Genomic DNA, 26,069 nt, shown 5'->3' with positions numbered 1-26,069 from the left:
CATGCGCCCTTATTCACTTAACCTTATCAACCTTACGGTTGGGTTTTGATAAAGATCTTCTAGCGATAGAAGTTTTATCAAGAAAAATAAGCAATTGAACTTATTAAAAAACTCATTCAACGCGGTGTTCTCGGTTTGTTTTGATTTCTTTACTTTAAATATCCAGTTTTCAATGAACAAATTCGTTTGAGAGTAAACCTCTCAAAACTGAACAAAGGCAAACGATGTGTAGTTTCCGTACTATTCCTTAGAAAGGAGGTGATCCAGCCGCACCTTCCGATACGGCTACCTTGTTACGACTTCACCCCAATCATCTATCCCACCTTAGGCGGCTGGCTCCAAAAAGGTTACCTCACCGACTTCGGGTGTTACAAACTCTCGTGGTGTGACGGGCGGTGTGTACAAGGCCCGGGAACGTATTCACCGCGGCGTGCTGATCCGCGATTACTAGCGATTCCGGCTTCATGTAGGCGAGTTGCAGCCTACAATCCGAACTGAGAGAAGCTTTAAGAGATTAGCTTAGCCTCGCGACTTCGCAACTCGTTGTACTTCCCATTGTAGCACGTGTGTAGCCCAGGTCATAAGGGGCATGATGATTTGACGTCATCCCCACCTTCCTCCGGTTTGTCACCGGCAGTCTCGCTAGAGTGCCCAACTAAATGATGGCAACTAACAATAGGGGTTGCGCTCGTTGCGGGACTTAACCCAACATCTCACGACACGAGCTGACGACAACCATGCACCACCTGTCACTTTGTCCCCGAAGGGAAAGCTCTATCTCTAGAGTGGTCAAAGGATGTCAAGACCTGGTAAGGTTCTTCGCGTTGCTTCGAATTAAACCACATGCTCCACCGCTTGTGCGGGCCCCCGTCAATTCCTTTGAGTTTCAACCTTGCGGTCGTACTCCCCAGGCGGAGTGCTTAATGCGTTTGCTGCAGCACTGAAGGGCGGAAACCCTCCAACACTTAGCACTCATCGTTTACGGCGTGGACTACCAGGGTATCTAATCCTGTTCGCTCCCCACGCTTTCGAGCCTCAGCGTCAGTTACAGACCAGAGAGCCGCCTTCGCCACTGGTGTTCCTCCATATATCTACGCATTTCACCGCTACACATGGAATTCCACTCTCCTCTTCTGCACTCAAGTCTCCCAGTTTCCAATGACCCTCCCCGGTTGAGCCGGGGGCTTTCACATCAGACTTAAGAAACCGCCTGCGCTCGCTTTACGCCCAATAAATCCGGACAACGCTTGCCACCTACGTATTACCGCGGCTGCTGGCACGTAGTTAGCCGTGGCTTTCTGGTTAGATACCGTCAAGGGATGAACATTCTCTTCTCATCCTTGTTCTTCTCTAACAACAGAGTTTTACGATCCGAAAACCTTCTTCACTCACGCGGCGTTGCTCGGTCAGACTTTCGTCCATTGCCGAAGATTCCCTACTGCTGCCTCCCGTAGGAGTCTGGGCCGTGTCTCAGTCCCAGTGTGGCCGATCACCCTCTCAGGTCGGCTATGCATCGTTGCCTTGGTGAGCCGTTACCTCACCAACTAGCTAATGCACCGCGGGTCCATCCATCAGTGACGCAAAAGCGCCTTTCAGCTTTCTCTCATGCGAGAAAAAGCATTATGCGGTATTAGCACCTGTTTCCAAGTGTTATCCCCCTCTGATGGGCAGGTTACCCACGTGTTACTCACCCGTTCGCCACTCCTCTTTTTCCAATGAACCGAAGTTCGGCGGAAAAGAAGCGTTCGACTTGCATGTATTAGGCACGCCGCCAGCGTTCGTCCTGAGCCAGGATCAAACTCTCATAAAAAAATTTGAAACAATCTTGCGATTGTTAAGCTCATAAAAAATTAACTTTGCTAGCTATTTGCTTGCTTGTTGTATAACTTCTACCTCGTAGAAGTGTCCTACACAATTGGTTCGTTTGCTTGCTTTGTTCAGTTTTCAAAGGTCTACATTTGCTGTATCAGCAACTTTTATATCATATCAGTTTAACAAGTGAATGTCAACTGTTTTTTTCAAAAAGTTTTTAAACAAGAATTTCTCTTTTTCAACAGCAACTCATCAATCATAACGGTTATCATGTTATTTGTCAACAAGTAATTCTCTTGTTTTCAAACACTTTTAACATCATTCGTTTTTGACGACTTTGTTATAATATCATCTAGTTCAAACGAAGTCAACAATTTATTTCAATTTATTTTCAGAAATATTTCGTAAACTTACATTTAAAAACCAACGTTGAATAATTTATCATACTTCCATACGACTCGTCAATAGAAAATAAAAGAATTCAGCCTCTAAAGACTGAATTCTTTTAACATTTGATGAACAACCCCCACTGGAAATCCCACAATGGCATAATAGTCCCCATTAATCGTTTGGACAAAAGTAGCAGCTGCACCTTGAATACCATATGCTCCTGCTTTATCCTGATATTCTTGTTTATCAAGATAACGAGTAATTTCATCCTCCGATAAATCAAAAAAAGTGACTTGAGCTGCAGCAATTTGTTCAAGATGTTTTTCCTTAGAATGGATAACAACCGCAGTATAAACGTCATGTGTTTGACCACTCATTTGTTGTAACATACGACGGGCATCTTCACGTGAGGTTGGTTTCCCTAAGATGTCATGCTCATTTACCACAATGGTATCACTGGCAATAACCAATGATTCTGGATGTTGTTGAGAAATCACACGGGCTTTTTCTTTTGCCATTCGTAAAACATACTCTTTCGGTTCATCGCTCGGTTGAATGGTTTCATCAATATCTGCTGGAATAATCTCGAATTCATCAACTAACAATTGTAAGAGTTCTTTTCTTCTAGGTGATTGTGACGCTAAAATAATGGTCATCCTTCGCCTCCTCGAGATTGATGTGGATCTTGAATTCGTTTAAACATTCTTTCCATATCACTATTTGTAAAATGAATTAAAACAGGACGACCATGCGGGCAATTAAAAGGATTAGCACATTTTGCTAAATCCTCTAATAAAACTCGCGCTTGTTGCGAATTTAAATAATGATTGGCTTTAATCGATCGTTTACAACTCATCATAATCGCTGTCGCTTCTCTAAATTGATGCACACTCACTTTCCCTGTTGTCAATAAGATATCAATCATCTCACGAATAATCTCTTCTTCTTGACCAGCCGGATACCAAGTAGGATGCGCACGTACTATGAAACTATTCGCACCAAATTCTTCTAGATGAATCCCTACTTCCTGCAAAGCAGTGGCTTGCTCTTTTAATTTCAATACATCACTATTAGGATAATCAAGCACAATTGGTACAAGTAGTTCTTGCAACTCATTCCCCACCTCGCCAATTTTTTGACGGAAGTATTCATATTTAATCCGCTCTTGCGCGGCATGTTGATCGATAATATACAATCCTTCTTGACTTTGAGCAAACAAATACGTCCCATGCATCTGGCCAAAATACTCTAAATGTGGAAAACGTTGCTTAGTAGGCTCTTCTTGCAAACGTTCAATCATTTGTGATCCTTTTTTATGCATATCAAATTCCGGATGGGTCTGTTCAACTGGTTCAAAAGTGTCCTCTTCCGGCACTATTGGTATTTCATTAGTAACAACCGGTTGATCAAAGCTGGCTATCTCAATTTCTTCACGCACTGTAGGTAACTCATTAACAGGGGATTCTGGTAATGGATCAACAAAACTTTCTTCTATATAAAAGCTGCCTGTTTCTTTATCAAAACTCAACCCATGTTTGCTACTTTTAGGTTGTTCGAGTTCAATAGCTAATTGTTCTGTTTTTTCTTGATGTTCCACTTTCTTTTTAAAGCGCAAGTTATCAGCTGCATTTGGAATCAAATTTTCTTCTCGTAAAACGTCATTAATTGCTTTACTAATCAACGCTGTTAGTTCAGACTCTTTCGACAAACGAACTTCTTGTTTTGTTGGATGTACATTAACATCCACTAACAGTGGGTCCATCTTGATTTCTACGACAGCAATTGGATAACGCCCAACCATTAATTTCGAACCATAACCATTGACAATTGCTTTATTCAAGGCAATATTTTTGATATAACGACCATTGATAATGGTTGAAATATAATTACGACTAGCGCGCGTCACTTCTGGTAAGGAAATATACCCATGAACTTCAAAATCCAAGTCTTTTATGTAAATAGGACGCATTTTTTTTGCAGTCTGTAACCCATAAATACCCGCAATTGCCTGTTTTAAATCGCCATTTCCTGAAGTTGTCATCATTTTATTGCCGTCATGCACCAACCGAAAAGCAATAGTTGGATGGCTAAGCGCTAAACGATTCACAATATCACCTATGTTCGCTAACTCGGTTTGCAATGTCTTCACATATTTCAAACGAGCAGGCGTATTGTAAAAGAGTTGTTCAACCGTAATTTTAGTTCCTTGACGTAAAGCAGATGGACGATGTTCTTCAACCGTTCCACCTTTCATCTTCAAAAAAGTTCCTTGCGTTTCCTCTTGAGCTGCTGTTTCGACACTAACAATTGAGACAGAAGCAATACTCGGCAATGCTTCGCCACGAAATCCGAGGGTTCGAATTCGGAACAAATCATCACGCGTATGGATTTTGCTGGTTGCATGACGCTTAAATGCATTCATCACATCTTCTTCAGCAATACCTTCGCCGTTGTCTGTTACTTGGATTTTTTTCAATCCAGCTTCTTCTAATAAAATATCAATTTGGGTGCTTCCTGCATCAATGGCATTCTCCACTAATTCTTTCACCACAGAGGCAGGTCGTTCAACGACCTCCCCTGCTGCAATCTGATTGGCAAGACGTTCAGACAATTCTTGGATTTTTCCCATTGTCTCCCCTTCTTTCTATTTTTGCATTTGTTTTTTCAATTCATACAACGCATTTAACGCATCCATCGGGGTCATCTCTAAAATGTTCAACGCCGTTAATTGTTCCAAGACTTTCTGTTCTTGTGGATTCACTTCATTAAACAAAGATAATTGTTGCGTTTCTTCTATTATAGTTGGTTCTGCCACAATTGTAGGTGGTGTTGGCGCGTTATGGCCTTCTTCTAACGCTTGTAAGATGACATCTGCTCGCTGCAACAATTCTGGTGGTAATCCAGCAATTTTTGCGACATGAATCCCATAGCTCTTATCGGCAGGACCTTCCATCATCTTATGCAAGAAAACAACTTCGCCATCTTTTTCTACGGCACCTACATGAATATTACGAAGATGTTTTAATTCTTCCTCTAACACGGTTAGTTCATGGTAATGAGTGGAAAAGAGTGTTTTCGCACGAACTTCTTTATGAATATATTCAATAATTGCTTGCGCTAATGCCATCCCATCATACGTAGCCGTTCCACGCCCCAATTCATCAAATAATACTAAGCTATTCGGCGTTGCATAACGTAACGCTTGATTGGCTTCCATCATTTCGACCATAAAGGTACTTTGACCGGCAATTAAATCATCACTTGCACCAATACGCGTAAAAATTCGGTCAAAAATCGGTATATTTGCTGATTGCGCAGGAACAAAACAACCAATCTGTGCCATGACGACAGTTAAAGCGAGTTGACGCATATAGGTACTTTTCCCTGACATATTGGGTCCTGTAATCAAAAGTATTAATGTTTCCTTCTCCATATCAATGGTATTAGGAATATATTCTTGATGTCCTAAAACTTTTTCGACAACTGGATGACGACCATCGACGATTTTCAAGGTTTTCTCCGTATTTAATTCTGGACGAACGTATTGGTAACGTTCGCTAATCATCGCAAAACTTTGCAAGACATCAACACTACTAATTGCTTTAGCCAGGCGTTGAAGACGTTCAATTGCTTTTTTGACTTCTTCACGAACTTCTAAGAATAAATGATATTCCAAATCCACCGATTGTTCTTCGGCTTCTAAAATCAATTTCTCCAATTTCTTCAATTCTGGCGTAATAAAGCGTTCCGCATTTGCTAAAGTTTGTTTGCGTTCATAACGGCCTTCTTCTAAATTCGTCAAATTCGATTTCGTTACTTCAATATAATACCCAAAGACACGGTTAAAACCGACTTTTAAATTTTTAATTCCAGTTGCTTGGCGTTCTTTTGCTTCTAATTCAGCTAACCATTGTTTACCATTACGCATCGCTTTGCGGTATTGATCTAACTGTTCATTAAAACCATCTTTAATGATGTTTCCTTCTGTGATTTGCAAAGGCGCATCTTCATTAATCGCTGAATCAATTAGTGCAACCAAGTCATCCATCGGTTCCAATCGAGTCAATAATTCCCGCCATTCGCCATGATCGATGCCTGACAAAATGGCATGAATATAGGGAACTTGTTGTAGCGATGTCCGCAATTGAATCAAATCACGACCATTAACACTACCAAAGGCGACTCGTCCCGCCAAACGTTCTAAGTCATAGACTTTGGTTAATGCTTCTTGCAAATCTGCCCGTTCAAAAAAGGCATGAATTAGTGAAGCAACTTGATCTTGACGAGCTGTAATTTGACTTTGTTGAATTAACGGACGGTCTAACCATTGTTTTAATAATCGGCCACCCATAGCGGTTTTGGTCTCATCCAATAACCAAAGCAATGTTCCTTGTTTTTTACCGGTACGAATCGATTGGGTTAATTCTAAATTAAATTTAGAATAATAGTCCATTTTTAAGAAATGATCGGGTTGATATGACACCGCTTTTTGAATATGATCTAAGCTTCGTTTTTGTGTCACAGCTAAATAACTGAGTAATTTACCGGTAACTTCTTTTTCTAATGTTACATCTAAATCACTCGTTAAAAATTGAAATTCAGCGTTTTCTTCGTAGGCTTCTTGCGTAGAAAAAATCACACCTAGACGACTTTCTAACAATTCACTAACCGTTTCAGGGATTTCAGTCGTAAATACGACTTCTTTCGTTTGCAAAGCTGATGCTTCATTTAAAACAGCTTCGTCATCTTCTAAAACCGCTGAGCGCAACTCACCTGTCGTTAAATCGACATAAGCAAATCCATAATGTGTACCGTCGAATGCCAAGGCGGTTAAAAAGTTATTATCTTTTGCAGATAATCCTTTCCCATCCATCACCGTACCCGGTGTCACTAATTGGACAACTTCACGTTTGACCATCCCCTTAGTTGTTTTAGGATCTTCGACTTGTTCACAAATCGCTACTTTATAACCTTGCTCAACTAAAGTATCAATATAATTCGCTGCTGCATGGTAGGGAACCCCACACATAGGAATCGGATCTTCAGCATTTTTATTGCGACTTGTTAAAGTTAATTCTAATAATTGTGCCACTTGTAGCGCATCCTCATAAAATAATTCGTAAAAATCCCCTAGTCGATAAAACAAAAAAGCATCTTGGTATTGAGCCTTGATGCTAAAGTATTGTTCCATCATTGGGGTATGCTTCGTTTTTTGAGGCATTTGTTTCTTCCTCCTCAATGGCTTGATTCACTTGCCGTTGCAAGCTGGTAGTTACATAATGCAATAAATCATTGGCTTCGATTAATTTTTCTCGATACGCAATCACTAATGGGTGTTCGGCATATTCTTGATTCAACTCATTAATGCGAATAATCGCTTGACGTTCGGCCTCAGGTTTTCCATAGTGTGCATATTGCACCGCATCTTTTTGCGCACGTTTAATCGCTTCTTCGATTTCTTTCAAATGTTCATTTTGACGTGCTTTTTTCTGCACTTGTTTGAACTCTTTAATAATCGGATGTTCCGCTAATAAATCTAGCAATACCTCTAATTCATGTTGGATTTGTGGTTCTTGCTCTAAAGGACTCAACTTCTTCCCCTCTATTCTGGATTATTCTGTAAACGGGCGGTCTTCACTAATTTGAATTGGTTGAATCGATTTGGCTTTTCCAGTTTGTTCATCAATTTCAATGATACAAGCAGACAGAATACTACGACCTTGTTCGACAACTTCAAAACGTTGTGGTAATGCTGTTAAAAATTTCTCAATAATAGCTTCGCGTTTCATTCCCAAAATTCCATCATAAGGTCCAGTCATACCTACATCAGATAAATAGGCGGTTCCTTTTGGTAAAATGCGTGCATCATTGGTTTGCACATGTGTATGCGTGCCAACAACTGCTGAAACACGACCATCCAAATACCACCCCATCGCTTGCTTTTCACTCGTTGTTTCTCCATGAAAATCGACAAAAATAAATGGCGTGCGTTTACGTGCTTCGTCAACTAGCTGTTCTGCTTTTTTAAATGGATCATCAATATCCACCATAAATGAACGTGCCTGTAAGTTAATCACCGCTAATTCAATCGCATTCACTTTGACATAAACAATTCCTTTACCTGGTGCTGCTTCAGGAAAATTCGCTGGTCGAATCATTTTTTTGGCATCATCAATAAATTCAAAAATTGCTCGATTGTCCCATGTATGATTCCCAAGTGTCACCACGTCGACACCGTCTTGTAAAAATTTTTTATAGATTTTTTCAGTGATACCACGACCTGCAGCCGCATTTTCACCGTTTAAAATTGTGACTTGTGGACGATAGACTTTTTTTAACTTCGGTAAATAATCTGTCACCGTTTGTCTGCCTAATGAGCCAACAACATCACCAATAAATAAAACCCGCACATATTTTCCTCTTCTCTATTAACATCTTTTACTATTATAAAGGTTTTAGAGTAGAAAAAAAAGAGTTTGGGGTTCCAAACTCTTTGAAGTTATTTAAAACGACAACGGAGTATGATCCATTTCATGAACCACTTCACGAAAGTCAGCAAAACCAGCATCTAAACCACGAAGTAAAATTTCTGCTGTTCCAATATTTGTTGCTAAGGGAATTTCATACACATCGGATAAACGAATTAAAGCTGTCACATCGGGTTCATGTGGTTGAGCAGCTAACGGGTCACGTAAAAAAATCACCATATCCAAGGCATCTTCTGAAATCATCGCACCGATTTGTTGATCGCCACCTAATGGCCCCGATTTAAAGCGATGCACAGGCAAGTGTGTGGCATCTTGAATTCGGCCACCTGTCGTTCCTGTTGCAAACAATTCATGCTTTTCTAAAATATGCTTGTAGGCACTCACTAATTTCACCATTAAATCTTTTTTTCGGTCATGCGCGATTAATGCAATTTTCATAGCGAACTCCTCCTATTTTCCAGTCAAAAAACCTAATTCGACTAATGCTTTCCAAATGCCATCATTGTTATTATCAGCTGTAATCATATCTGCATATTGACGAACTTCATCCGTCGCATTCCCCATAGCCACACCAATACCGGAAGCTGCCAACATTTCACGATCGTTCATACCATCACCAAAACTAATGACATCCTCTTTACTCAGACCCACTTGATTCGCAACATGTAAAATCGTTGTTGCTTTCGAGCCACCTTTTGGAATAACATCTACGCATTTTTCATGCCAACGAACAAAATGCAACTCAGGGTATTTTTCATCAAAAGAATGTTCTAATTCATGGTCATAAAAGGCTAATACTTGATAAACATCATCCGTATCAATAAACGCTGGATCTAATTCCGGCGTTGTCGATCCAAACGAACGCATGGCTTCTTCCATGCGTTCTGGGTCAAACGTCGTTGAGCGCTTTGAAACATCCAAACCCACAAAAGATGTATCAATTGTTAAATCATGCGCTTCTTGGATAAATGCACGAATTTGCGTATCAGGTAGTAAATTTTTATAAACTTGTTCATGGTTTAAAAAAGCTGCTGCCCCATTACAAAGAATGTAATTGTCAAAATTAAACGCATCAATGACTGGCTTAGCTAAATAACGACTACGACCCGTCGCTACAGTGACAAAATGACCTGCTTTTCGCAACTCTGCTAAAGCCTTAATCGTACTAGGTAAAGCTTGTTTATTTGAATCTAATAACGTGCCATCAATATCAAAGGCAAATAATTTACGTTCCACGTCTGTTAACTCGCTTTCTTTTTTATTTCTTACTACTACTAAAACATAGATACTTAGTCTTTTCAATATTCTTGATTGCTTTTATCATGTAAAAAAAGTTACCGAATCTCAAAAGACTCGGTAACTTAAACGGATAAATTAATCCACATAATTTGATTTTGAATTATTTAACCATGCATATACTAATCCGATAACTAATCCCCCACCGATATAGTTTCCAATTAAGGCAAACGTTAAATTATGAATAACACTTCCTGCAGTCATCGCTTCAATTGTTCCGTGAGAAGCAAAATAAGCTAATGAAAATGCTGGGAAATTCGCGATAACGTGTTCGTATCCTAAGAAGGCGAAAATGAAAATAATAAAGATAATGGCCAGTACCTTACCGGCATCATCTTTCATCCGCATACTTGCTAAAACAGCTGTGTTTACAACGATATTTGCAAAAATACCTTCAACAAGAATTTGAATGGTTGATTTATTCAATTTCGTCGCAATCGCTTCAAACATATAGTTATCTGCTGGTAGATTTTGGAATGGGCCAGTTAATGAGACAAAATAACCAAACAATACGCCGCCAATTAAGTTAAATAAAATACATGTGAATAAGATCTTGCAAGCGAGACTCACTGACAAACGTTTGCGGTAAACACCAACAGTCATATACAACATATTGGACGTCCCTAATTCCGCATTCATATATAAAATCATTACCAACGACCAACTAAACATAAACGCATACAACATTTTTCCAAAACCATGTGCAATGTCTTCACCTTTCATTGCAATCGAAAAAGCAATTGCTGTACCTAACGTTAAGAACAAACATGCCAACATTGCGCGGACAGCATAACGGATATAGCTTTTTTCGATTAAATCCACTTTTTTACTAATGGAAGAATCAATTTTTTCAAATAATGGGGAGATTGGATTCATCATTTTTTTCACCTTCGCTTCTTTTTTTCAAACTTACCCTTTCATTCTAAAGAGAAATTTTGCTTTTGTAAAGAATTTTGTGAAAAATATTACTTTCTTTTTTGTTTTTTCTTTTGCCCTTTCATTATTTTTTCATAAAAGCATACCTATCAAAGGTTACCGATGTTTTTTATTTTCTATTCATTGTTTTTTCTATTCTAAATTCTAGTATTTTCATCTTTCAATTAACGCACATTGTGAGAATTTAAGCGAAAATATCTTCCTTTTATGAAACAACTAGATTTTATTTCCAATATATTTTTCACAAAAAATGTAAAATTATGCTGAAAAGACCAATGAGTTTAACTTGACAATTCTGCTTGATTTATCATATACTATACTTTGTGTAAAATAATGCAGCAGAAAAATAATCATACGTCACCAGTTCGTTGCCCTCTACGGGTACAATTGCGTAACCGCGGCTGCGAAGGTGAAGGTTGAAGAACGAACTACACGTATCATGAATTTTTCATCGGATTATTTTACTCCAAAAAACTTATTTTATTGGAGGAATTTTTAAATGTCTCGTTATACAGGACCATCATGGAAACTTTCTCGTCGCTTAGGTATTTCTTTATCTGGCACTGGAAAAGAATTAGCACGTCGCCCATACGCACCAGGACAACACGGACCAAACAGCCGTGGATCACGCTCTGAGTACGGTATGCAATTAAATGAAAAACAAAAATTACGTCATATGTATGGCATGAATGAACGTCAATTCCGTACATTATTCGTACAAGCAAGCAAAATTAAAGAAGGAAAACACGGTGTTAACTTCATGGTATTACTAGAACGTCGTTTAGACAACGTTGTTTACCGTTTAGGTTTAGCAACTACTCGTCGTCAAGCACGTCAATTAGTTAACCACGGTCACGTGACTGTTGATGGCAAACGTGTTGATATCCCTTCATTCCGCGTTGAAGTTGGTCAAGTGATCGGCGTTCGCGAAAAATCTAAAGGTATCTCTACTATTAAAGAAGCTGTTGAAGCAACTGTTGGACGTCCAGCATTCGTAAGCTTCGATGCTGACAAACTAGAAGGATCATTAATCCGTTTACCAGAACGTGACGAATTAACTCCTGAAGTTGACGAAGCTTTAGTCGTTGAATACTACAACCAAAAACTATAAGAAATTTATTCTTACAGCCAAAACTTTGTTTACAGAGTTTTGGTTGTTTTTTTCTTACAAAATAAAACGCGCCGATAACCACTATTCAACTAGTAGTTATCGGCGCGTTTTACTTAAACACTTAAATGTTTTTCAGCTATTTTTGAGCGTTCTTCCAATGTTTGATAATGACGATCAACGGAGACTTCTTGATATGCTGGACGCATAATTTTTTGGGCATTGATTAATTCTTCGATACGATGCGCGGACCATCCGACAATTCGTGCGATTGCAAAAATTGGGGTATATAATTCTGATGGCAATCCTAACATACTATAAACAAACCCACTAAAGAAATCGATATTCGCACTAACACCTTTATACATGCGACGTTTCTCTCCAATGATTTCTGGCGCAACACGCTCCACTAGGGTATACAAATTGTATTCAGCTTGCGCTTTTGCCCCCTTTTCTTCAGCTAATTTTGAAACATAACGTTTGAAAATAGCTGCACGAGGATCATTATCACTATAAATCGCATGCCCCATACCATAAATTAAACCTTTTTTGTCAAATTCTTTTTTATCTAAAATATCGGTTAAATATTGACGTACCGCTTTTTCATCAGAATAATCCGATACTTTTTCTTTTAAATCTTCCATCATTTGTGTCACTTTAATATTTGCTCCACCATGTTTTGGTCCTTTCAAAGAACCTAACGCTGCAGCGATGGTGGAATACGTATCTGATCCACTAGAAGTAACCACACGTGTTGTAAAAGTTGAGTTGTTTCCTCCCCCATGTTCCATATGTAGTACTAAAGCCATATCTAAGGTTTGTGCTTCTTGTGGCGTGTATTGTTTATCTGGACGTAACATGGTTAAAATCGTTTCAGCTGTACTTAATCCAGCTTTCGGACGGTGGATGTACATACTTTCATCTTTGGCATAATGGTTATATGCATGATACGCATACACCGCTAACATAGGAAAGACCGCAATCAAGTTTAAACTTTGATCTAAAACGTTCTCAATACTTACGTCGTCAGCTTTATCATCGTAACTTGCTAAAGTTAAAATACTACGCGATAAGCTATTCATAATACTTTCTGGTGGAGCTTTCATAATCACGTCACGTACAAAATTCGTCGGTAGTGTCCGTCTGTCAGCAATAATATTTTGAAAATCATACAATTCTTTATCTGAAGGCAGCTCTCCAAAAAGTAATAAATATGCAACTTCCTCAAAACCAAATCGACCATCTGAAACAAACCCATTCACCAATTCATCAATATCAATTCCACGGTAACGCAACTCCCCTACACCTGGAATTTTCTCACCATTGACAATCTTTTCAGGATAAATTGTCGAAATGTTTGTCAGTCCAACAACAACCCCTTTTCCGCTGTTATCACGCAAACCACGCTTCACATCATTCTCTGTATAAAGTTGCACATCTATTTTATCATTTGCATAACATCTTAAAGCGAGTTCTTCTAAACTTGGAAAGGAATTTTGATATTCTTCCACTTTTTTTCCTCCTATTCTACCTTCTTTTGATAATTTAGCTCATTTTTTTAAAATAAATTATGGAAACCATTATAACATGATAAGTTAAAAATGAAAGAATTAAAATTTATTGATTTGCTTTTTTAAAATAAAAACGTATAATTATTCTAAGACTCTAAAATAGAATTGGAGGCATTTTAATGCATTGGAAGAAACAATTAAAGTTAAATAGTAATGAATATGATTATTGTGCAATTGCTGATGTAGTGAAAGAATACAATGGAAATTTAGCCGCTTTACCTTACTCGATTCGTGTTCTACTAGAAAGTGTGGCACGTCACTTAGGTGAAGATGTAACTGAAGAAAATATTGATACGTTAGTCAATTGGAACCCAGCTACCCCTCAAGGAGTTGTCCCTTTTAAACCAGCCCGCGTTGTTTTACAAGATTTTACTGGTGTGCCAGCCGTCGTTGACTTAGCTGCGATGCGTGATGCCATCGTCTCACTAGGAGGAAATGCCTCAGACATCAATCCTGAAATTCCCGTTACCTTAGTCGTTGACCATTCCGTTCAAGTCGATGCTTCCGGACGTCCAGAAGCCATTGCTATTAATACGGAAAGAGAATTTGAACGTAACCAAGAACGTTACCAGTTCTTAAAATGGGCACAACAATCGTTTAATGATTTTGAAGTGGTACCACCTGAAACGGGTATCATCCACCAAGTAAATATTGAATCTTTATCTGATGTTGTGATTAGTAAAGACATCGATGGACAAACATTATTATTCCCAGATACACTACAAGGAACTGACTCTCATACAACGATGATTAACGGTTTAGGTGTTTTAGGTTGGGGTGTTGGCGGTATTGAAGCCGAGGCAGCAATTCTAGGTGAAGCCTCATTCTTCCCAACGCCAGAAGTTATCGGTGTTGAATTTGTCGGTTCTTTCCCTGCCGGAACTACTGCGACCGATTTAGCCTTAGCTGTAACTGAACGTCTACGTAAAGAAAACGTTGTTGGTAAATTTGTCGAATACTTTGGGACAAGCTATTCTGAATTAAGCTTAGCTGACCGCGCGACTTTAGCCAACATGGCGCCTGAATATGGGGCAACATGTGGTTTTTGTCCAATTGATGAAGAAACATTAAACTATATGGCAACAACTGGACGTTCCCCAGAATTAATCGAATTAGTGGAAGCATATGCGAAAGAAAATCACTTATTCTATGACAAAGAAGTTGTACCAACTTATACCAAAGTCATCACTATCGATTTAGGCGATATTCAACCATCTCTTGCGGGACCAAAACGTCCACAAGACCGGATTACTTTATCAAATGTAGCAGAAGACTTCGACCAGTCTATTCAAGCACCTGTGGGACCAAAAGGATTTGGTCTACCAGCAGAAGAATTAGAAAAATCTGCTGAAATTAAATGGGACAAAGAAGACAATCTAATTCACACAGGGGATGTCTTACTAGCAGCGATTACTAGTTGCACCAATACAAGTAATCCGTTTGTTATGCTCTCGGCAGGTTTATTAGCTAAAAATGCCGTTGAAAAAGGTTTAAAAGTTCCTGCATATGTCAAAACGTCGTTGGCTCCAGGTTCAAAAATCGTTACTTCTTATTTAACAAAGAGTGGTTTACTCCCTTACTTGGAAAAATTAGGCTTCTATCTTGTTGGATATGGTTGTACAACCTGTATCGGAAACTCTGGTCCTTTAGACGATGCTATCTCAGACGCGATTCAAGATGAACAATTACTCGTGTCTTCTGTGTTATCAGGAAACCGTAACTTCGAAGGACGAATTCATCCATTGATTAAAGCAAACTATCTTGCTTCACCACCATTGGTTGTCGCATACGCTTTAGCGGGTACTGTTCGCAAAGATTTGACCACTGAACCATTAGGTATTGATAAAAATGGACAACCCGTTATGTTAAATGAGATTTGGCCAAGTGCGGAAGAAGTGCAAGAGTGCATTCAAAAATATGTTTCGCCAGATGCCTTTAAAGAAGCTTATTCACACTTATTCGATGCCAACGAACGTTGGAATGAAATTGAAACAACGACTAGCGATTGTTATGAATGGGAAGAAGAATCAACCTATATTGCTAATCCACCATTCTTTGAAGGATTAACGAAAGAATTACCAAAACAAGGAACATTAGAAAATCTACATGTTTTAGCAAAATTAGCAGATTCGGTAACTACGGATCATATCTCTCCTGCCGGTAGTATCGGCTTAGATTCTCCTGCTGGTAAATACTTGAAAGAAAAAGGCGTGACTTACCGCGACTTCAACTCATTTGGTTCTCGTCGAGGCAATCATGAAATCATGATGCGTGGGACATTCGGAAATATCCGTCTCCAAAACCAATTAGTGCCTGGAAGCACAGGTAGTGTCACTCGATATTTACCAACTGGCGAAGAAATGTCCATTTACGACGCAGCGATGAAATACCAGGAAAACAATATTGGTGGGATTGTCCTTGCAGGCAAAGATTACGGGATGGGATCTTCTCGTGACTGGGCAGCTAAAGGAACACAATTATTAGGCGTTAAAGCTGTTTTAGCAGAAAGTTTTGAACGTATTCACCGCAGTAACTTAGTTATGATGGGCGTGGTACCATTAGAATATCTCAATGGCGACACTGCAGAATCATTAGGATTAACAGGTGAAGAAACATTTGACATCTTCTTACCAGAAGAACCGGAAGTAAAACAATTAATTGATGTGATTGCTAAGAAAGCAGATGGAACAGAAATTCGTTTTACAACACGTCTGCGTTTCGATGCACCTGCTGATATTCGTTACTGGAAAAACCAAGGTATCTTACCAATGGTTATCCGTAAAAAAATGGCGTAAAACACATTTAAACACTAAATTACTATGAACTAGGAGAAATTTTATGACATATATCACTGTAACGAATGGTCAACGCACCATTCCCAATACACCAACCATCCCGTTTATTGCGGGAGATGGTGTTGGTGCTGAAATTTGGGCAGCATCACAACCAGTTTTTGATGCTGCGATTGAAAAAGCCTATGGCGATGAGAAAAAAATCTTCTGGCAAGAAATCTTAGCTGGAGAAAAGGCGTTTGAAGAAACAGGTAGTTGGTTACCCGATCATACGTTAGATGCAATTGAACAAGCGAAAGTGGCTTTGAAAGGTCCATTGACCACTCCTGTTGGCGGAGGTATTCGTTCATTAAACGTTACGTTGCGTCAAACACTTGATTTATTTGCTTGTGTTCGTCCGGTTCGTTATTTTGAAGGTGTCCCTTCTCCAGTCAAAGAACCAGAAAAAACCGATATGGTCATCTTCCGTGAAAATACCGAAGATGTCTATGCAGGGATTGAATTTGCAAAAGGTGAAGCTGAAACGCAACAATTGATTCAACTATTACAAGAACAATTCGCAGTGAAAAATATTCGCTTCCCTGAAACTTCAGCAATTGGAATCAAACCTGTTTCAGAAGAAGGCAGCAAACGATTGATTGGGGCAGCAATTGATTTTGCTATCGCTCAAAAGCGCCCAACAGTTACGTTAGTTCACAAAGGGAATATCATGAAGTTCACAGAAGGCGGCTTCAAATTGTGGGGCTATGAGTTAGCAGAAACAACTTACAAAGACACGTGCTTTACAATGAATCAATACCAAGCGATTAAACAAACAGAAGGCGTCGCAACTGCGGATGCGGCACTCAATGAAGCGAAAGCGCAAGGAAAAATCATTGTAAACGATGTGATTGCAGACAACTTCTTGCAACAAATCTTATTGTATCCAGAAAAATACGATGTGATTGCGACTTGTAACTTAAATGGCGATTACATTTCAGATGCCCTAGCCGCTCAAGTCGGTGGGATTGGCATTGCTCCTGGTGGAAATATCAATTATAATACCGGATATGCCATTTTTGAAGCGACACATGGTACAGCACCAGATATCGCTGGCCAAGGGAAAGCAAATCCTTCTTCTTTACTTCTTTCAGGAGGCATGCTATTAGAATATTTAGGTTGGCAAGAAGCTGCCGATTTAATTACGAATGCCATTGAAGAAGCCATTCGTACCAAAAAAGTCACTTCTGATTTTGCGCATGCAATGGATGACGCTGTTGAATTATCGACACAAGAATTTGGTTCATTATTAGTATCAATTATCAAAGAAATGTAAACTAAAAAGCTGCGATAGACGTTTATTAACAGTAAACCGATGTCGCAGTTTTTTGTTAACTTGTTATTTACTCAAAGTTAACATTATGCTATACTCATTCCATTGTTAACAACAATTGAAATTATGGTTTACAGGAAGTGAGTGATGTTATGAAATTATCTTTAAAAGAACAAATTACAGCTGCCATTTTCGCCGGAATTATTGCTGTCTTTTCGCAAATTGTCATTCCAATTGGTGTCGTGCCTTTTAGTATGCAGACATTTATCGTTGGTTTAACAGTCACTGTCTTAGGACTTAAAGTCGGTACATGGGCAATTATGATTTATTTATTACTTGGATTAATTGGTTTACCTGTTTACGCTGGTTTTGGTAGTGGGATTGCCTCAATTTTGGGTCCAACCGGTGGATATTTAGTCGGATTCATTTTTACAGGAGTTGTCTTAGGAACCCTCTTAAAAAAATTACCGACGACCTATTTCTGGGTTATCTTAGCGAATTTAATTGGTTTTATCATTACCCTTTTATTCGGAAGCATTTGGTTGAAGTTCTCTGCTGATATGACCTGGGCAGCGGCCCTTTCTGGTGGATTTATAACCTTCTTAATCCCCGAAATGATCAAAGCTATTGTTGCAGGGACAATTGGTGTTTTTCTCATTCAACGACTACCTGAAAAATTTTTAGCTACAAGATAACAAAAAAGAAGCGTACGAGAATTTCTCGTACGCTTCTTTTTTCGGTTTTTCATAATTAGTGAGCAGATCTTCCTAGAAACAAAAATCAAACAATTTTTTCTATACCCTAGGCTATCCCTGGAGCCCCTTCCAGTTCTTATGTTCATTTGTGCTTAACGAATGATTAACTTTTTTCCATACCATTCTGATTTATAGCGTAATTTACTTAGGAATTGTTGCCAATCATTTGATGTAAATTCTTGTTGCATCGTTTCGAATGTTTTGGGAATTTTCTCTTGTACCAAAATACAATCAAAATTCACGACTAGAAAATAAGACAGCTGATTAATAAAATCGTCTTTTTTATCTTTTCGTTGAACTAAAAGTTGATTCATTTTTTTCTTTTGCTTCTGATAGTTTTTAGCATCCGCTAATAACACTTTGCGCTTTTTGGCAACTTTCGCACGTAAGCGTAATGTTCGCTTGGCTTGCTTAATTCGTCCCAACAACTTTTCTTGGTTAAACGAAATGGGACAACTGCCTTCTGTAAAATGCACAAGTTGTTTAGGACAATACCGAATTTCAATGTTGCGATGCGTTTTTTCTAGCTTTTCAACTTCCTCAATACACAAAATCGAGACGTAAAATTCTTCGGTGTTTTTGGCAGAAATGGTTGCCGATTTAATTTCACCTTTCATTTCACGATGAAGATTCACTTCAATAAGCGATTTTAATTTCGGTAGTTTTAATTTATCCTCTACAAAATAAATCGTATGTTTTTGATTATTCGTTGTGTAAGATTGCCACATATTTGATTTATTTTTTAAATTTGGAAAACCACTTTGACCACTGTAATAACGGCGAAACGCTTTGTCTAAATTACGCTGTGCATTCGCAAGCGCTAAGCTATCCGTTTCTTTTAAAAACGGATAATCTCGCTTGAGCGATGCGGGGGTTAATTTACTGTCGCCATTTTGTTTGCGATGCATCAAAAGATGGTTATACGTGAAACGAACACATCCAAATGTGCGAATAAAAAACTGTTTTTGCTCTGCATCAGGATAAATTTTAAAACGATATGCTTTTAAGACCCCCATCTTTTCACCACTTTATCCTATTCTTGAACGGCTGCGCGATAACCTGCTAATTCTAGTGTATTTCCATAAACGTAATGACCTGGTTTTACTTCTTCAAATCTTGGTTTATCCGTTGAATAATCGTGCATCTCTGGATTATAAACAACTAGTTGTTTCTTACGAGCCAAAATAGGGTCTGGAATTGGTACCGCAGATAACAATGCTTTGGTATATGGATGCAAGGGATTCCTAAACAACTCTTCTGTTTCGGCTAATTCAAGAATCCGTCCTGCACGAATAACAGCAATACGGTCAGAAATAAAACGCACAACAGATAAATCATGGGCTACAAAGAAATATGTGACCGCATCTTCTATTTGCGATTTTTTCAATAAATTTAAAACTTGGGCACGAATCGACACATCTAAAGCTGAAATAGGTTCGTCTGCGACCACCAATGACGGCTCCATAATTAAGGCACGAGCAATCCCAATCCGTTGACGTTGACCACCAGAAAATTCATGTGGGTAACGGTACATATGCTCTGGCAATAAACCAACTTGTTCAATTAATTGTTCTACTTTTGCCAAACGTTCTTCTTCATTTTTAAATAGATTAAAGTTATATAATCCTTCAGAAATAATATACTCCACGGTTGCACGCTCATTTAAAGAAGCTGATGGGTCTTGGAAAATCATTTGAATTTTACGAATTTTATCTTCTTGTTCTTTTTTCGTTAATTTTCCATTAATACGTTTGCCTTCAAATAAAATGTCCCCATTACTTGTTTCATTTAATCCAACAATTGCACGTCCAATCGTTGTTTTTCCAGAACCAGATTCACCTACAAGAGAGAATGTTTCTCCTTTATAGATATCAAAATTGGCATCTTGTACGGCAACGAATTTTTTCTTACCTTCACCAAAAGTAATCTCTAAATCTTTGACTGATAAGATAACTTCTTTTTCTTTAGACACGTACTTCCCCTCCATTATTTGCTTCGGCTGCTTCTGTTAATGCCACTAATTTTTCATGCAATCCTTGGATGATTTCTGGTTTTTGAACTTCAGGCGCACGCGGATCAAGTAACCACGTTTTAGCAAAGTGCGTTTCTGTTACTTGGAACATTGGTGGTTCACTATCAAAGTCAATTTGCATCGCGTATGAACTACGAGGAGCAAACGCATCCCCTTTGATTTCTTTGTATAAAGAAGGTGGTGTCCCGGGAACAGAATAAAGTTCATCCCCTTTTTGACCCAATTGTGGTAAAGAAGACAATAAGCTCCATGTGTAAGGATGACGAGGATCATAGAAGATTTCTTCCACTGTTCCTGTTTCAATAATTTGTCCTGCATACATTACTGCAACTTTGTCAGCAATCGAAGCAACCACGCCTAAGTCATGCGTAATAAAAATGGTGGTGAATTTATATTCTTCTTGTAACTCACGAATTAATTCTAGAATCTGTGCTTGAATCGTCACGTCCAAAGCCGTAGTCGGTTCATCACAAATAAGAATTTTAGGACGACAAGCTAAGGCAATCGCAATAACGATTCGTTGACGCATCCCACCAGAATATTGGAAAGGATATTCATCGTAACGTTTCGCAGCATTAGGAATGCCTGTACGATCCATCAAATCAATAGCCATCTGTTTGGCTTCTTTCGATGATTTCCCTTGATGCTTGATTATCACTTCTGAAATTTGAGAACCAATTGTTTTAATTGGATTTAAAGAAGTCATCGGATCTTGGAAAATAGTGGCGATTTCTTTCCCGCGAATGCCATCCCATTCCTCATCTTTTTTCAAAGTGGCTAAATCTTTACCTGCGTATTCAATCGTACCACTTGTAATTTCTCCATTAGTTTCTAGCATACCCGTAAATGTTTTGGTAAGCACAGATTTTCCAGAACCTGATTCACCAACAATCGCTAGTGTTTCTTGTTCTTTCAATTCAAGCGAAACATTTCGGATGGCACGTAATTCACGGTTACGTACTTTAAAGCTTACAGAAATATTTTCCGCTTTTAAAATTGTTTTTTTCTCCATAGTGTGCCTCCTTACATATGTGTTCTTGGATCAGCCGCATCTGCCAAGGTCTGTCCAACAATGTAAAGAGAAACAGAAACTAAGGCCAACACAGTAACTGGAATCCAAAATAGATACGGATAGTTGCTCATATTATTTGTGTATCCTGAAATTAATTTACCTAATGATGGAACATCTGCACTTAACCCAACACCTAAGAAAGATAAGAACGTTTCATAAGAGATAAATGCTGGTAAAGATTGTGAGACACTCGTCACGATAATTGAGGTCAAATACGGCAAGATATTACGGACAATCATACGCATTGGTGGTGTCCCTAATGTTTTTGATGCTAAGTTGTATTCACGGTCACGCATAATCATTACTTGTACACGAATGAAGTAGGCCGTACTCAACCAACCTGTGACACACATCGCAAAAATTAAATTCCAAAAACCACTACCAAATGTATACGACAATACCATAATGATTAATAGTTGAGGTACGTTGGTAACTACATTATAGACCTCTAACATGAAACGGTCGATTTTCTTAGACGTTCCCCAGATTGCGCCAACAATAACACCGATAACTGTCGTAATCAAAGTAGCTAAGACACTAATGGAAATCGATGTTTTCGCACCTGCCCAAACAGCATCAAATAAAGACATCCCATTTTTATCTGTACCAAACCATTCTTGCATGCTTGGTGGATTGTAACGTTTTGAAAAGTCATTAATATCATCTACGTTCATAAAATCATAACCACTAAACATCGGTTGAATGAAAGACATTAATAAAATAGCAACCATTAAAATCAGCATTGCAATTGCTACTTTGCTTGAGAAAAATTTTCTTCCTACTGAACGCCAATAAGAATATGTGGGTGTATCAATTTTTTCCGAAGTTAGGGAATCCGTTGAAACAAAGGTAAAGCCATCATTTATTTTCTTTTCTGAAGTTTCCACGTTTATTTCCCTCCTTCTGATAGATTGATTCGTGGATCAACCATTGCCATTGCTAAGTCACCAATTAAGACAGAGGTAACTGCTACAGTTGTAAAGACAAAAACAATTGCCATAACAACAGGATTATTATGCGCTTGAATGGCATCCGGTAACATTTTACCCATACCTGGTGCAGCAAAAATTGTTTCGGTCATTGTTGCTCCAGTAATTGCACCGATAATGCTCATTGGAATTTGGTTAACGATAGGAATTGCTGCATTTTTAAAGATATGCTTGCGGGCAATTTCTCGTGAATTCAATCCTTTTGCTTTGGCAAATTTTACATAATCTGCCGATTGTTGGTCAATCATGTAACGACGAATCCAAATAATAATATTTGAAATAGATAACAATCCTAAAATAATGGTTGGTAAGATATAGGAGCGAATATCGCCTGCCCCAAAGGTTGGAAATGAATCTGGCAAGCCAAATAGACGACTACCAATAAAACGGAAGAAATAAATGAACGCTAAACTTGGAACAGAAATTAAGACCGTAACTAAACCAATCCCCATTTTATCAGGTAATTTCCCTTTGAAACGAGCCATAAACATTGCTAAAGGAATCCCAATTCCATACGCAAGTAAGACAGCAATTACACCCATTCTAAAAGAAATACCAATCATTGATGGGTCACGGTAATTTTTATCGGTATGAGCATAATTATCGCCATACAATTTTTTATCTCTTGCAGATAATTGACTCGTCATTTGATACTGTCTTGAATAAATATCAACAGAAGAACGTGATGTTTTGCCGTCAGCAAAAGTTACTTCTTTACTATCTGATTTTCCTTGTCCACCGCCAATGACGTCTGTTACATTACGTCCGGCAAACGTTGGATAAGAGACACCTAAATCTAAGTGCACGATATTTTGGTGAATATACGGGAATTCTTTATCAAAATAAATTTGATATTTATATTGTGTTCCCGAACCGACTAAAGCCAATCCTGCCAATTCATCGTTGGTAATACGTAGGGAGCGTTTCATATCCGGATTATCTGGATCTTGCACCTTCCATGGATGATCAATATGGATCATATTGGCATAAAAACGATACACGCGTTTTGGTAACGGAATGTCTTTGATTGCGTAAAATGACTTACTTAAAGGAAATTGTTTTAACTCCCATCCATTTTCTTTCGTCCACTCTTCTAAAATTTTTTGATTTTCTGCTGTGGGTTCTCCAGAAACTTCTGGATGTTCTTTTTTAACAGTATCAACTAATTTTTTTGAATTGTAATATTCAATATATCCCATCTTACTGAACGCTGTATTTTCATATTCTGCCAATTCATCAGGTTTTCCTTTTAGTTTTCCATATTGTACATCATCTTGGAAAACAGCTCTACGAGGAACTAACGTATAGATAATTGTATATGTTAGCGTCGTTACTAGGAAAATACTGAGGATTGATCGTAATATCCTAAATAAAAGGTATCGCTTCAAATTACTTCCCCTACTTTCTAATATGTAAGTAAAAAAGGCTAAAAAGCCTTTTTTACTTGTGATAAACTATTCTGCTGTTTCTTTTGATTTTGCTTTTTCTGCTTCCCAGTCAGCGCGTGCTTTATCATATTGTTCTACAGTTACAGCACTGTCTTGAATTTCAACATATTTCAATTTATTTGCTGCAATTCCTGCCCAACCATCTGGTTTTGTGTAAGGAACCACATTAGTTACACGAGGTACACCCTCATCTGCATAGATTGGAATTTGGATTGCGCTGTTTAACAACCATGCTTCAGCATCAGCATATTTTGTATAACGTTCATTATCATTATCAGTAATCGCAGATGCGTCATCTAACAATGCGTCATACTCGCTTAATTTAATACTGTCTTTCGCAGCAGTTGATGGATCTTTTCCTTCAACAATTTGTGATCCTTCTAGACCTAGTGTTTTCAACATATCGCCCTTACGTGAATCATAAATATTTAAATAAGTGGATGGATCGACAAAGTCAGGACCCCAACCAGAAGCATTAGAAATATCAAAGTCACCTGCTTCACCAGTTGTTGCTTGGTAAGTCGCTGCTAAATATTTATCTTGATTTAACAATTGAATATCAACAACAACATTGTCTTTTCCTAGAGAAGACTCAATCGTATTTTTCAATGATTTTGCCATATTCACGTTTGTTTCTCTTGTTTCAGCTTCTGGCATATCTAAGTGAATTGGGAATTCAACGCCATCTGCTTCTAATTCAGCTTTCGCTAAATCCATATATTTTTTCGCTTTTTCAGCATTGTAATAAGCATCATGACCTTCTGCTAAGTCAACATCACCAAAAGCATCGGGATCAAGCGCTTTTAGTTTCTCTTCAACAGTTTCTCCATAAGGTTTACCATCAATTGAAACAAATTCAGTTGGCACTAAAGTATTACGTAAACTTCTTGATGCACCTTCTTCTCCAACGTTTTGAGCATTGTATGCAGTTTTGTCAAATCCAAAAAGCATAGCTAAACGGAAGTTACGGTTACGAATTGCTTTTTGAGTATCTTCTTTTGCTTTATCCGTTGTTTTTGAAGTTGCATCAAATGTACCACGGTTAAAGTTAAACGTCATATTAAACGTAGAACCACCTGTATCTGACCAAGTAATAGCATCTGGATATTCAGCTACAACATCTTTATAGCCAGCTGAGTTTGGATAAACACGAGCTGCTGTCAATGTACCATCTTGGTAAGCTTTAAATAGACCATCTGGATCACTACCATCATTATATGTCCATTTTACAGTATCAATGTGTAAATTATCTAAATCCCAATAAGATTCATTTTTGTCATATTCAATCACAGATTTTGCTGTGTTGTTTACTAAGATAAATGGACCATTGTAAAGAATACCATCTGGTTGAGGTTTTCCGAAATCATCACCTTTAGATGTTAAGAATTCTTCATTAATTGGGTACAAAATACCATAAGTTGTTTTTGAATTCCAGTAAGATTCTGGTCGATTCAATGTATATTCTAACGTATAATCATCTACAGCTTTTACACCCACTGTAGAAAAGTCATCTGTTTTTCCTGAAACGTAATCAGATAATCCTGAGATACTGTCTGCCACAATGTATAACGTTTCTGAGTTTTTCTCTACTGCATGTTTTAAACCAGTAACGAAATCATGCGCTGTTACTTCAGCTCCATATTCATTGCCTTCGCTGTCCATCCATTGGACACCTTCACGAATATGATACGTATAAGTTAAACCATCTTCACTAACTTCCCATGATTCAGCCATTGCTGGTACCAAGTTTCCATAACGATCATTTTCTAGTAATCCTTCGACAAAGTTTGTATAGTGATCACTATTTGTTTTACGTTGAGAAACGGTATAATCCAATGTTTCTAAATCAGTCGCAAATACAGTATTGTATTCTTTAACTAAATCACTGCTTTCACCAGAACTACCCTCTTTTTTATCCCCTCCGTTACCGCATGCGCCAAGCACAAACGTACTAACTAAAAGAGCTGTCAAAACCTTACTTTTTTTCATGTACACTCCTCCATTTTTTCTTTTTTACTCCATTTAGCTTCTATAATCCCCATACATTTGCGAATTATCAGAAAATTAA

At 38.2% G+C, this 26,069-nt stretch carries 19 protein-coding genes and 2 rRNA genes (1 of these 21 running past the window's edge); 4 read left to right on the top strand and 17 right to left on the bottom strand.

Annotated elements, in window-relative coordinates:
• The 10 genes from PYW32_RS01940 to PYW32_RS01895 form a co-directional block, all read right to left on the bottom strand.
• Positions 1–23, bottom strand: a 23S ribosomal RNA gene (locus tag PYW32_RS01940); it reaches 2,892 nt to the left of the window's first position.
• A 228-nt stretch (positions 24–251) separates the two neighbouring features.
• Positions 252–1,810 (bottom strand): 16S ribosomal RNA (locus tag PYW32_RS01935).
• The 16S and 23S rRNA genes sit together here, the layout of an rRNA operon.
• 490 nt (positions 1,811–2,300) lie before the next feature.
• Positions 2,301–2,858, bottom strand: coding sequence for a Maf family protein (locus PYW32_RS01930; RefSeq protein WP_016176211.1), 558 nt, complete (start codon positions 2,856–2,858; stop codon positions 2,301–2,303).
• The gene (gene mutL / locus PYW32_RS01925) at positions 2,855–4,831 is read right to left on the bottom strand and encodes a DNA mismatch repair endonuclease MutL (protein ID WP_016176212.1); all 1,977 of its coding nucleotides are present in this window, start codon (positions 4,829–4,831) and stop codon (positions 2,855–2,857) included. The genes PYW32_RS01930 and mutL overlap by 4 nt, the downstream gene beginning before the upstream one ends.
• Positions 4,832–4,846: 15 nt before the next feature.
• Positions 4,847–7,423 carry a DNA mismatch repair protein MutS gene (gene mutS / locus PYW32_RS01920; RefSeq protein ID WP_016176213.1) on the bottom strand — a complete coding sequence of 859 codons (2,577 nt, stop codon included), beginning with the start codon at positions 7,421–7,423 and terminating at the stop codon, positions 4,847–4,849.
• Positions 7,377–7,793 (bottom strand): YlbF family regulator, encoded by a 417-nt coding sequence (locus tag PYW32_RS01915; RefSeq protein ID WP_016176214.1) that lies wholly within the window; start codon positions 7,791–7,793, stop codon positions 7,377–7,379. The genes mutS and PYW32_RS01915 overlap by 47 nt, the downstream gene beginning before the upstream one ends.
• A gap of 21 nt (positions 7,794–7,814) precedes the next feature.
• On the bottom strand, positions 7,815–8,612 hold the full coding sequence (locus tag PYW32_RS01910) for a TIGR00282 family metallophosphoesterase (protein WP_016176215.1): 798 nt from the start codon (positions 8,610–8,612) through the stop codon (positions 7,815–7,817).
• Between the two features lie 93 nt (positions 8,613–8,705).
• Positions 8,706–9,128: a methylglyoxal synthase gene (mgsA, locus tag PYW32_RS01905; RefSeq protein WP_016176216.1), complete on the bottom strand. Its 423-nt coding sequence runs from the start codon at positions 9,126–9,128 to the stop codon at positions 8,706–8,708.
• Positions 9,129–9,140: 12 nt separating this feature from the next.
• Positions 9,141–9,926: an HAD family hydrolase gene (locus PYW32_RS01900; RefSeq protein ID WP_016176217.1), complete on the bottom strand. Its 786-nt coding sequence runs from the start codon at positions 9,924–9,926 to the stop codon at positions 9,141–9,143.
• 138 nt (positions 9,927–10,064) lie between these two features.
• Positions 10,065–10,862 carry a formate/nitrite transporter family protein gene (locus tag PYW32_RS01895; protein ID WP_035009939.1) on the bottom strand — a complete coding sequence of 266 codons (798 nt, stop codon included), beginning with the start codon at positions 10,860–10,862 and terminating at the stop codon, positions 10,065–10,067.
• 559 nt (positions 10,863–11,421) lie between these two features.
• Here PYW32_RS01895 and rpsD point away from each other — a divergent pair.
• Positions 11,422–12,033: a 30S ribosomal protein S4 gene (gene rpsD / locus PYW32_RS01890; protein ID WP_016176219.1), complete on the top strand. Its 612-nt coding sequence runs from the start codon at positions 11,422–11,424 to the stop codon at positions 12,031–12,033.
• A 113-nt stretch (positions 12,034–12,146) separates the two neighbouring features.
• On the opposite strand, the gene PYW32_RS01885 is transcribed toward rpsD, so the two are convergent.
• Positions 12,147–13,541, bottom strand: a complete 1,395-nt coding sequence (locus PYW32_RS01885; RefSeq protein WP_016176220.1) for a citrate/2-methylcitrate synthase — start codon at positions 13,539–13,541, stop codon at positions 12,147–12,149.
• A gap of 179 nt (positions 13,542–13,720) precedes the next feature.
• Here PYW32_RS01885 and acnA point away from each other — a divergent pair, with 179 nt between their 5' ends.
• The 3 genes from acnA (at position 13,721) to PYW32_RS01870 (ending at position 18,400) form a co-directional block, all read left to right on the top strand.
• Positions 13,721–16,396 carry an aconitate hydratase AcnA gene (gene acnA / locus PYW32_RS01880; RefSeq protein WP_016176221.1) on the top strand — a complete coding sequence of 892 codons (2,676 nt, stop codon included), beginning with the start codon at positions 13,721–13,723 and terminating at the stop codon, positions 16,394–16,396.
• Positions 16,397–16,439: 43 nt separating this feature from the next.
• A complete protein-coding gene (gene icd, locus PYW32_RS01875; protein ID WP_016176222.1) occupies positions 16,440–17,708 on the top strand; it encodes an NADP-dependent isocitrate dehydrogenase in 1,269 nt (422 codons plus the stop codon).
• Positions 17,709–17,857: 149 nt separating this feature from the next.
• Positions 17,858–18,400, top strand: coding sequence for a biotin transporter BioY (locus PYW32_RS01870; RefSeq protein WP_016176223.1), 543 nt, complete (start codon positions 17,858–17,860; stop codon positions 18,398–18,400).
• Between the two features lie 152 nt (positions 18,401–18,552).
• Here PYW32_RS01870 and PYW32_RS01865 read toward each other — a convergent pair whose 3' ends face one another.
• The 6 genes from PYW32_RS01865 to PYW32_RS01840 all read right to left on the bottom strand — a co-directional run bounded on the left by PYW32_RS01865 (position 18,553) and on the right by PYW32_RS01840 (position 25,990).
• Positions 18,553–19,476, bottom strand: a complete 924-nt coding sequence (locus tag PYW32_RS01865; protein WP_016176224.1) for an RNA-guided endonuclease TnpB family protein — start codon at positions 19,474–19,476, stop codon at positions 18,553–18,555.
• A gap of 17 nt (positions 19,477–19,493) precedes the next feature.
• Entirely contained in the window at positions 19,494–20,447 is a 954-nt protein-coding gene (locus PYW32_RS01860) for an ATP-binding cassette domain-containing protein (protein ID WP_420828459.1), read from the bottom strand.
• Positions 20,425–21,504 carry an ABC transporter ATP-binding protein gene (locus PYW32_RS01855; protein ID WP_016176226.1) on the bottom strand — a complete coding sequence of 360 codons (1,080 nt, stop codon included), beginning with the start codon at positions 21,502–21,504 and terminating at the stop codon, positions 20,425–20,427. The genes PYW32_RS01860 and PYW32_RS01855 overlap by 23 nt, the downstream gene beginning before the upstream one ends.
• An 11-nt stretch (positions 21,505–21,515) precedes the next feature.
• Entirely contained in the window at positions 21,516–22,451 is a 936-nt protein-coding gene (gene oppC, locus PYW32_RS01850) for an oligopeptide ABC transporter permease OppC (RefSeq protein ID WP_016176227.1), read from the bottom strand.
• A gap of 2 nt (positions 22,452–22,453) precedes the next feature.
• Positions 22,454–23,941: an ABC transporter permease gene (locus PYW32_RS01845; RefSeq protein ID WP_016176228.1), complete on the bottom strand. Its 1,488-nt coding sequence runs from the start codon at positions 23,939–23,941 to the stop codon at positions 22,454–22,456.
• Between the two features lie 66 nt (positions 23,942–24,007).
• Positions 24,008–25,990, bottom strand: a complete 1,983-nt coding sequence (locus tag PYW32_RS01840) for a peptide ABC transporter substrate-binding protein (protein WP_016176229.1) — start codon at positions 25,988–25,990, stop codon at positions 24,008–24,010.
• Positions 25,991–26,069: the final 79 nt, after the last annotated feature.

It is taken from the genome of Enterococcus saccharolyticus subsp. saccharolyticus (assembly GCF_029023825.1).
Classification (GTDB): Bacteria; Bacillota; Bacilli; order Lactobacillales; family Enterococcaceae; genus Enterococcus_F; species Enterococcus_F saccharolyticus.
Note: the sequence above shows the minus strand (reverse complement) of the source record. Positions and strands in the feature narration are given on the sequence as shown.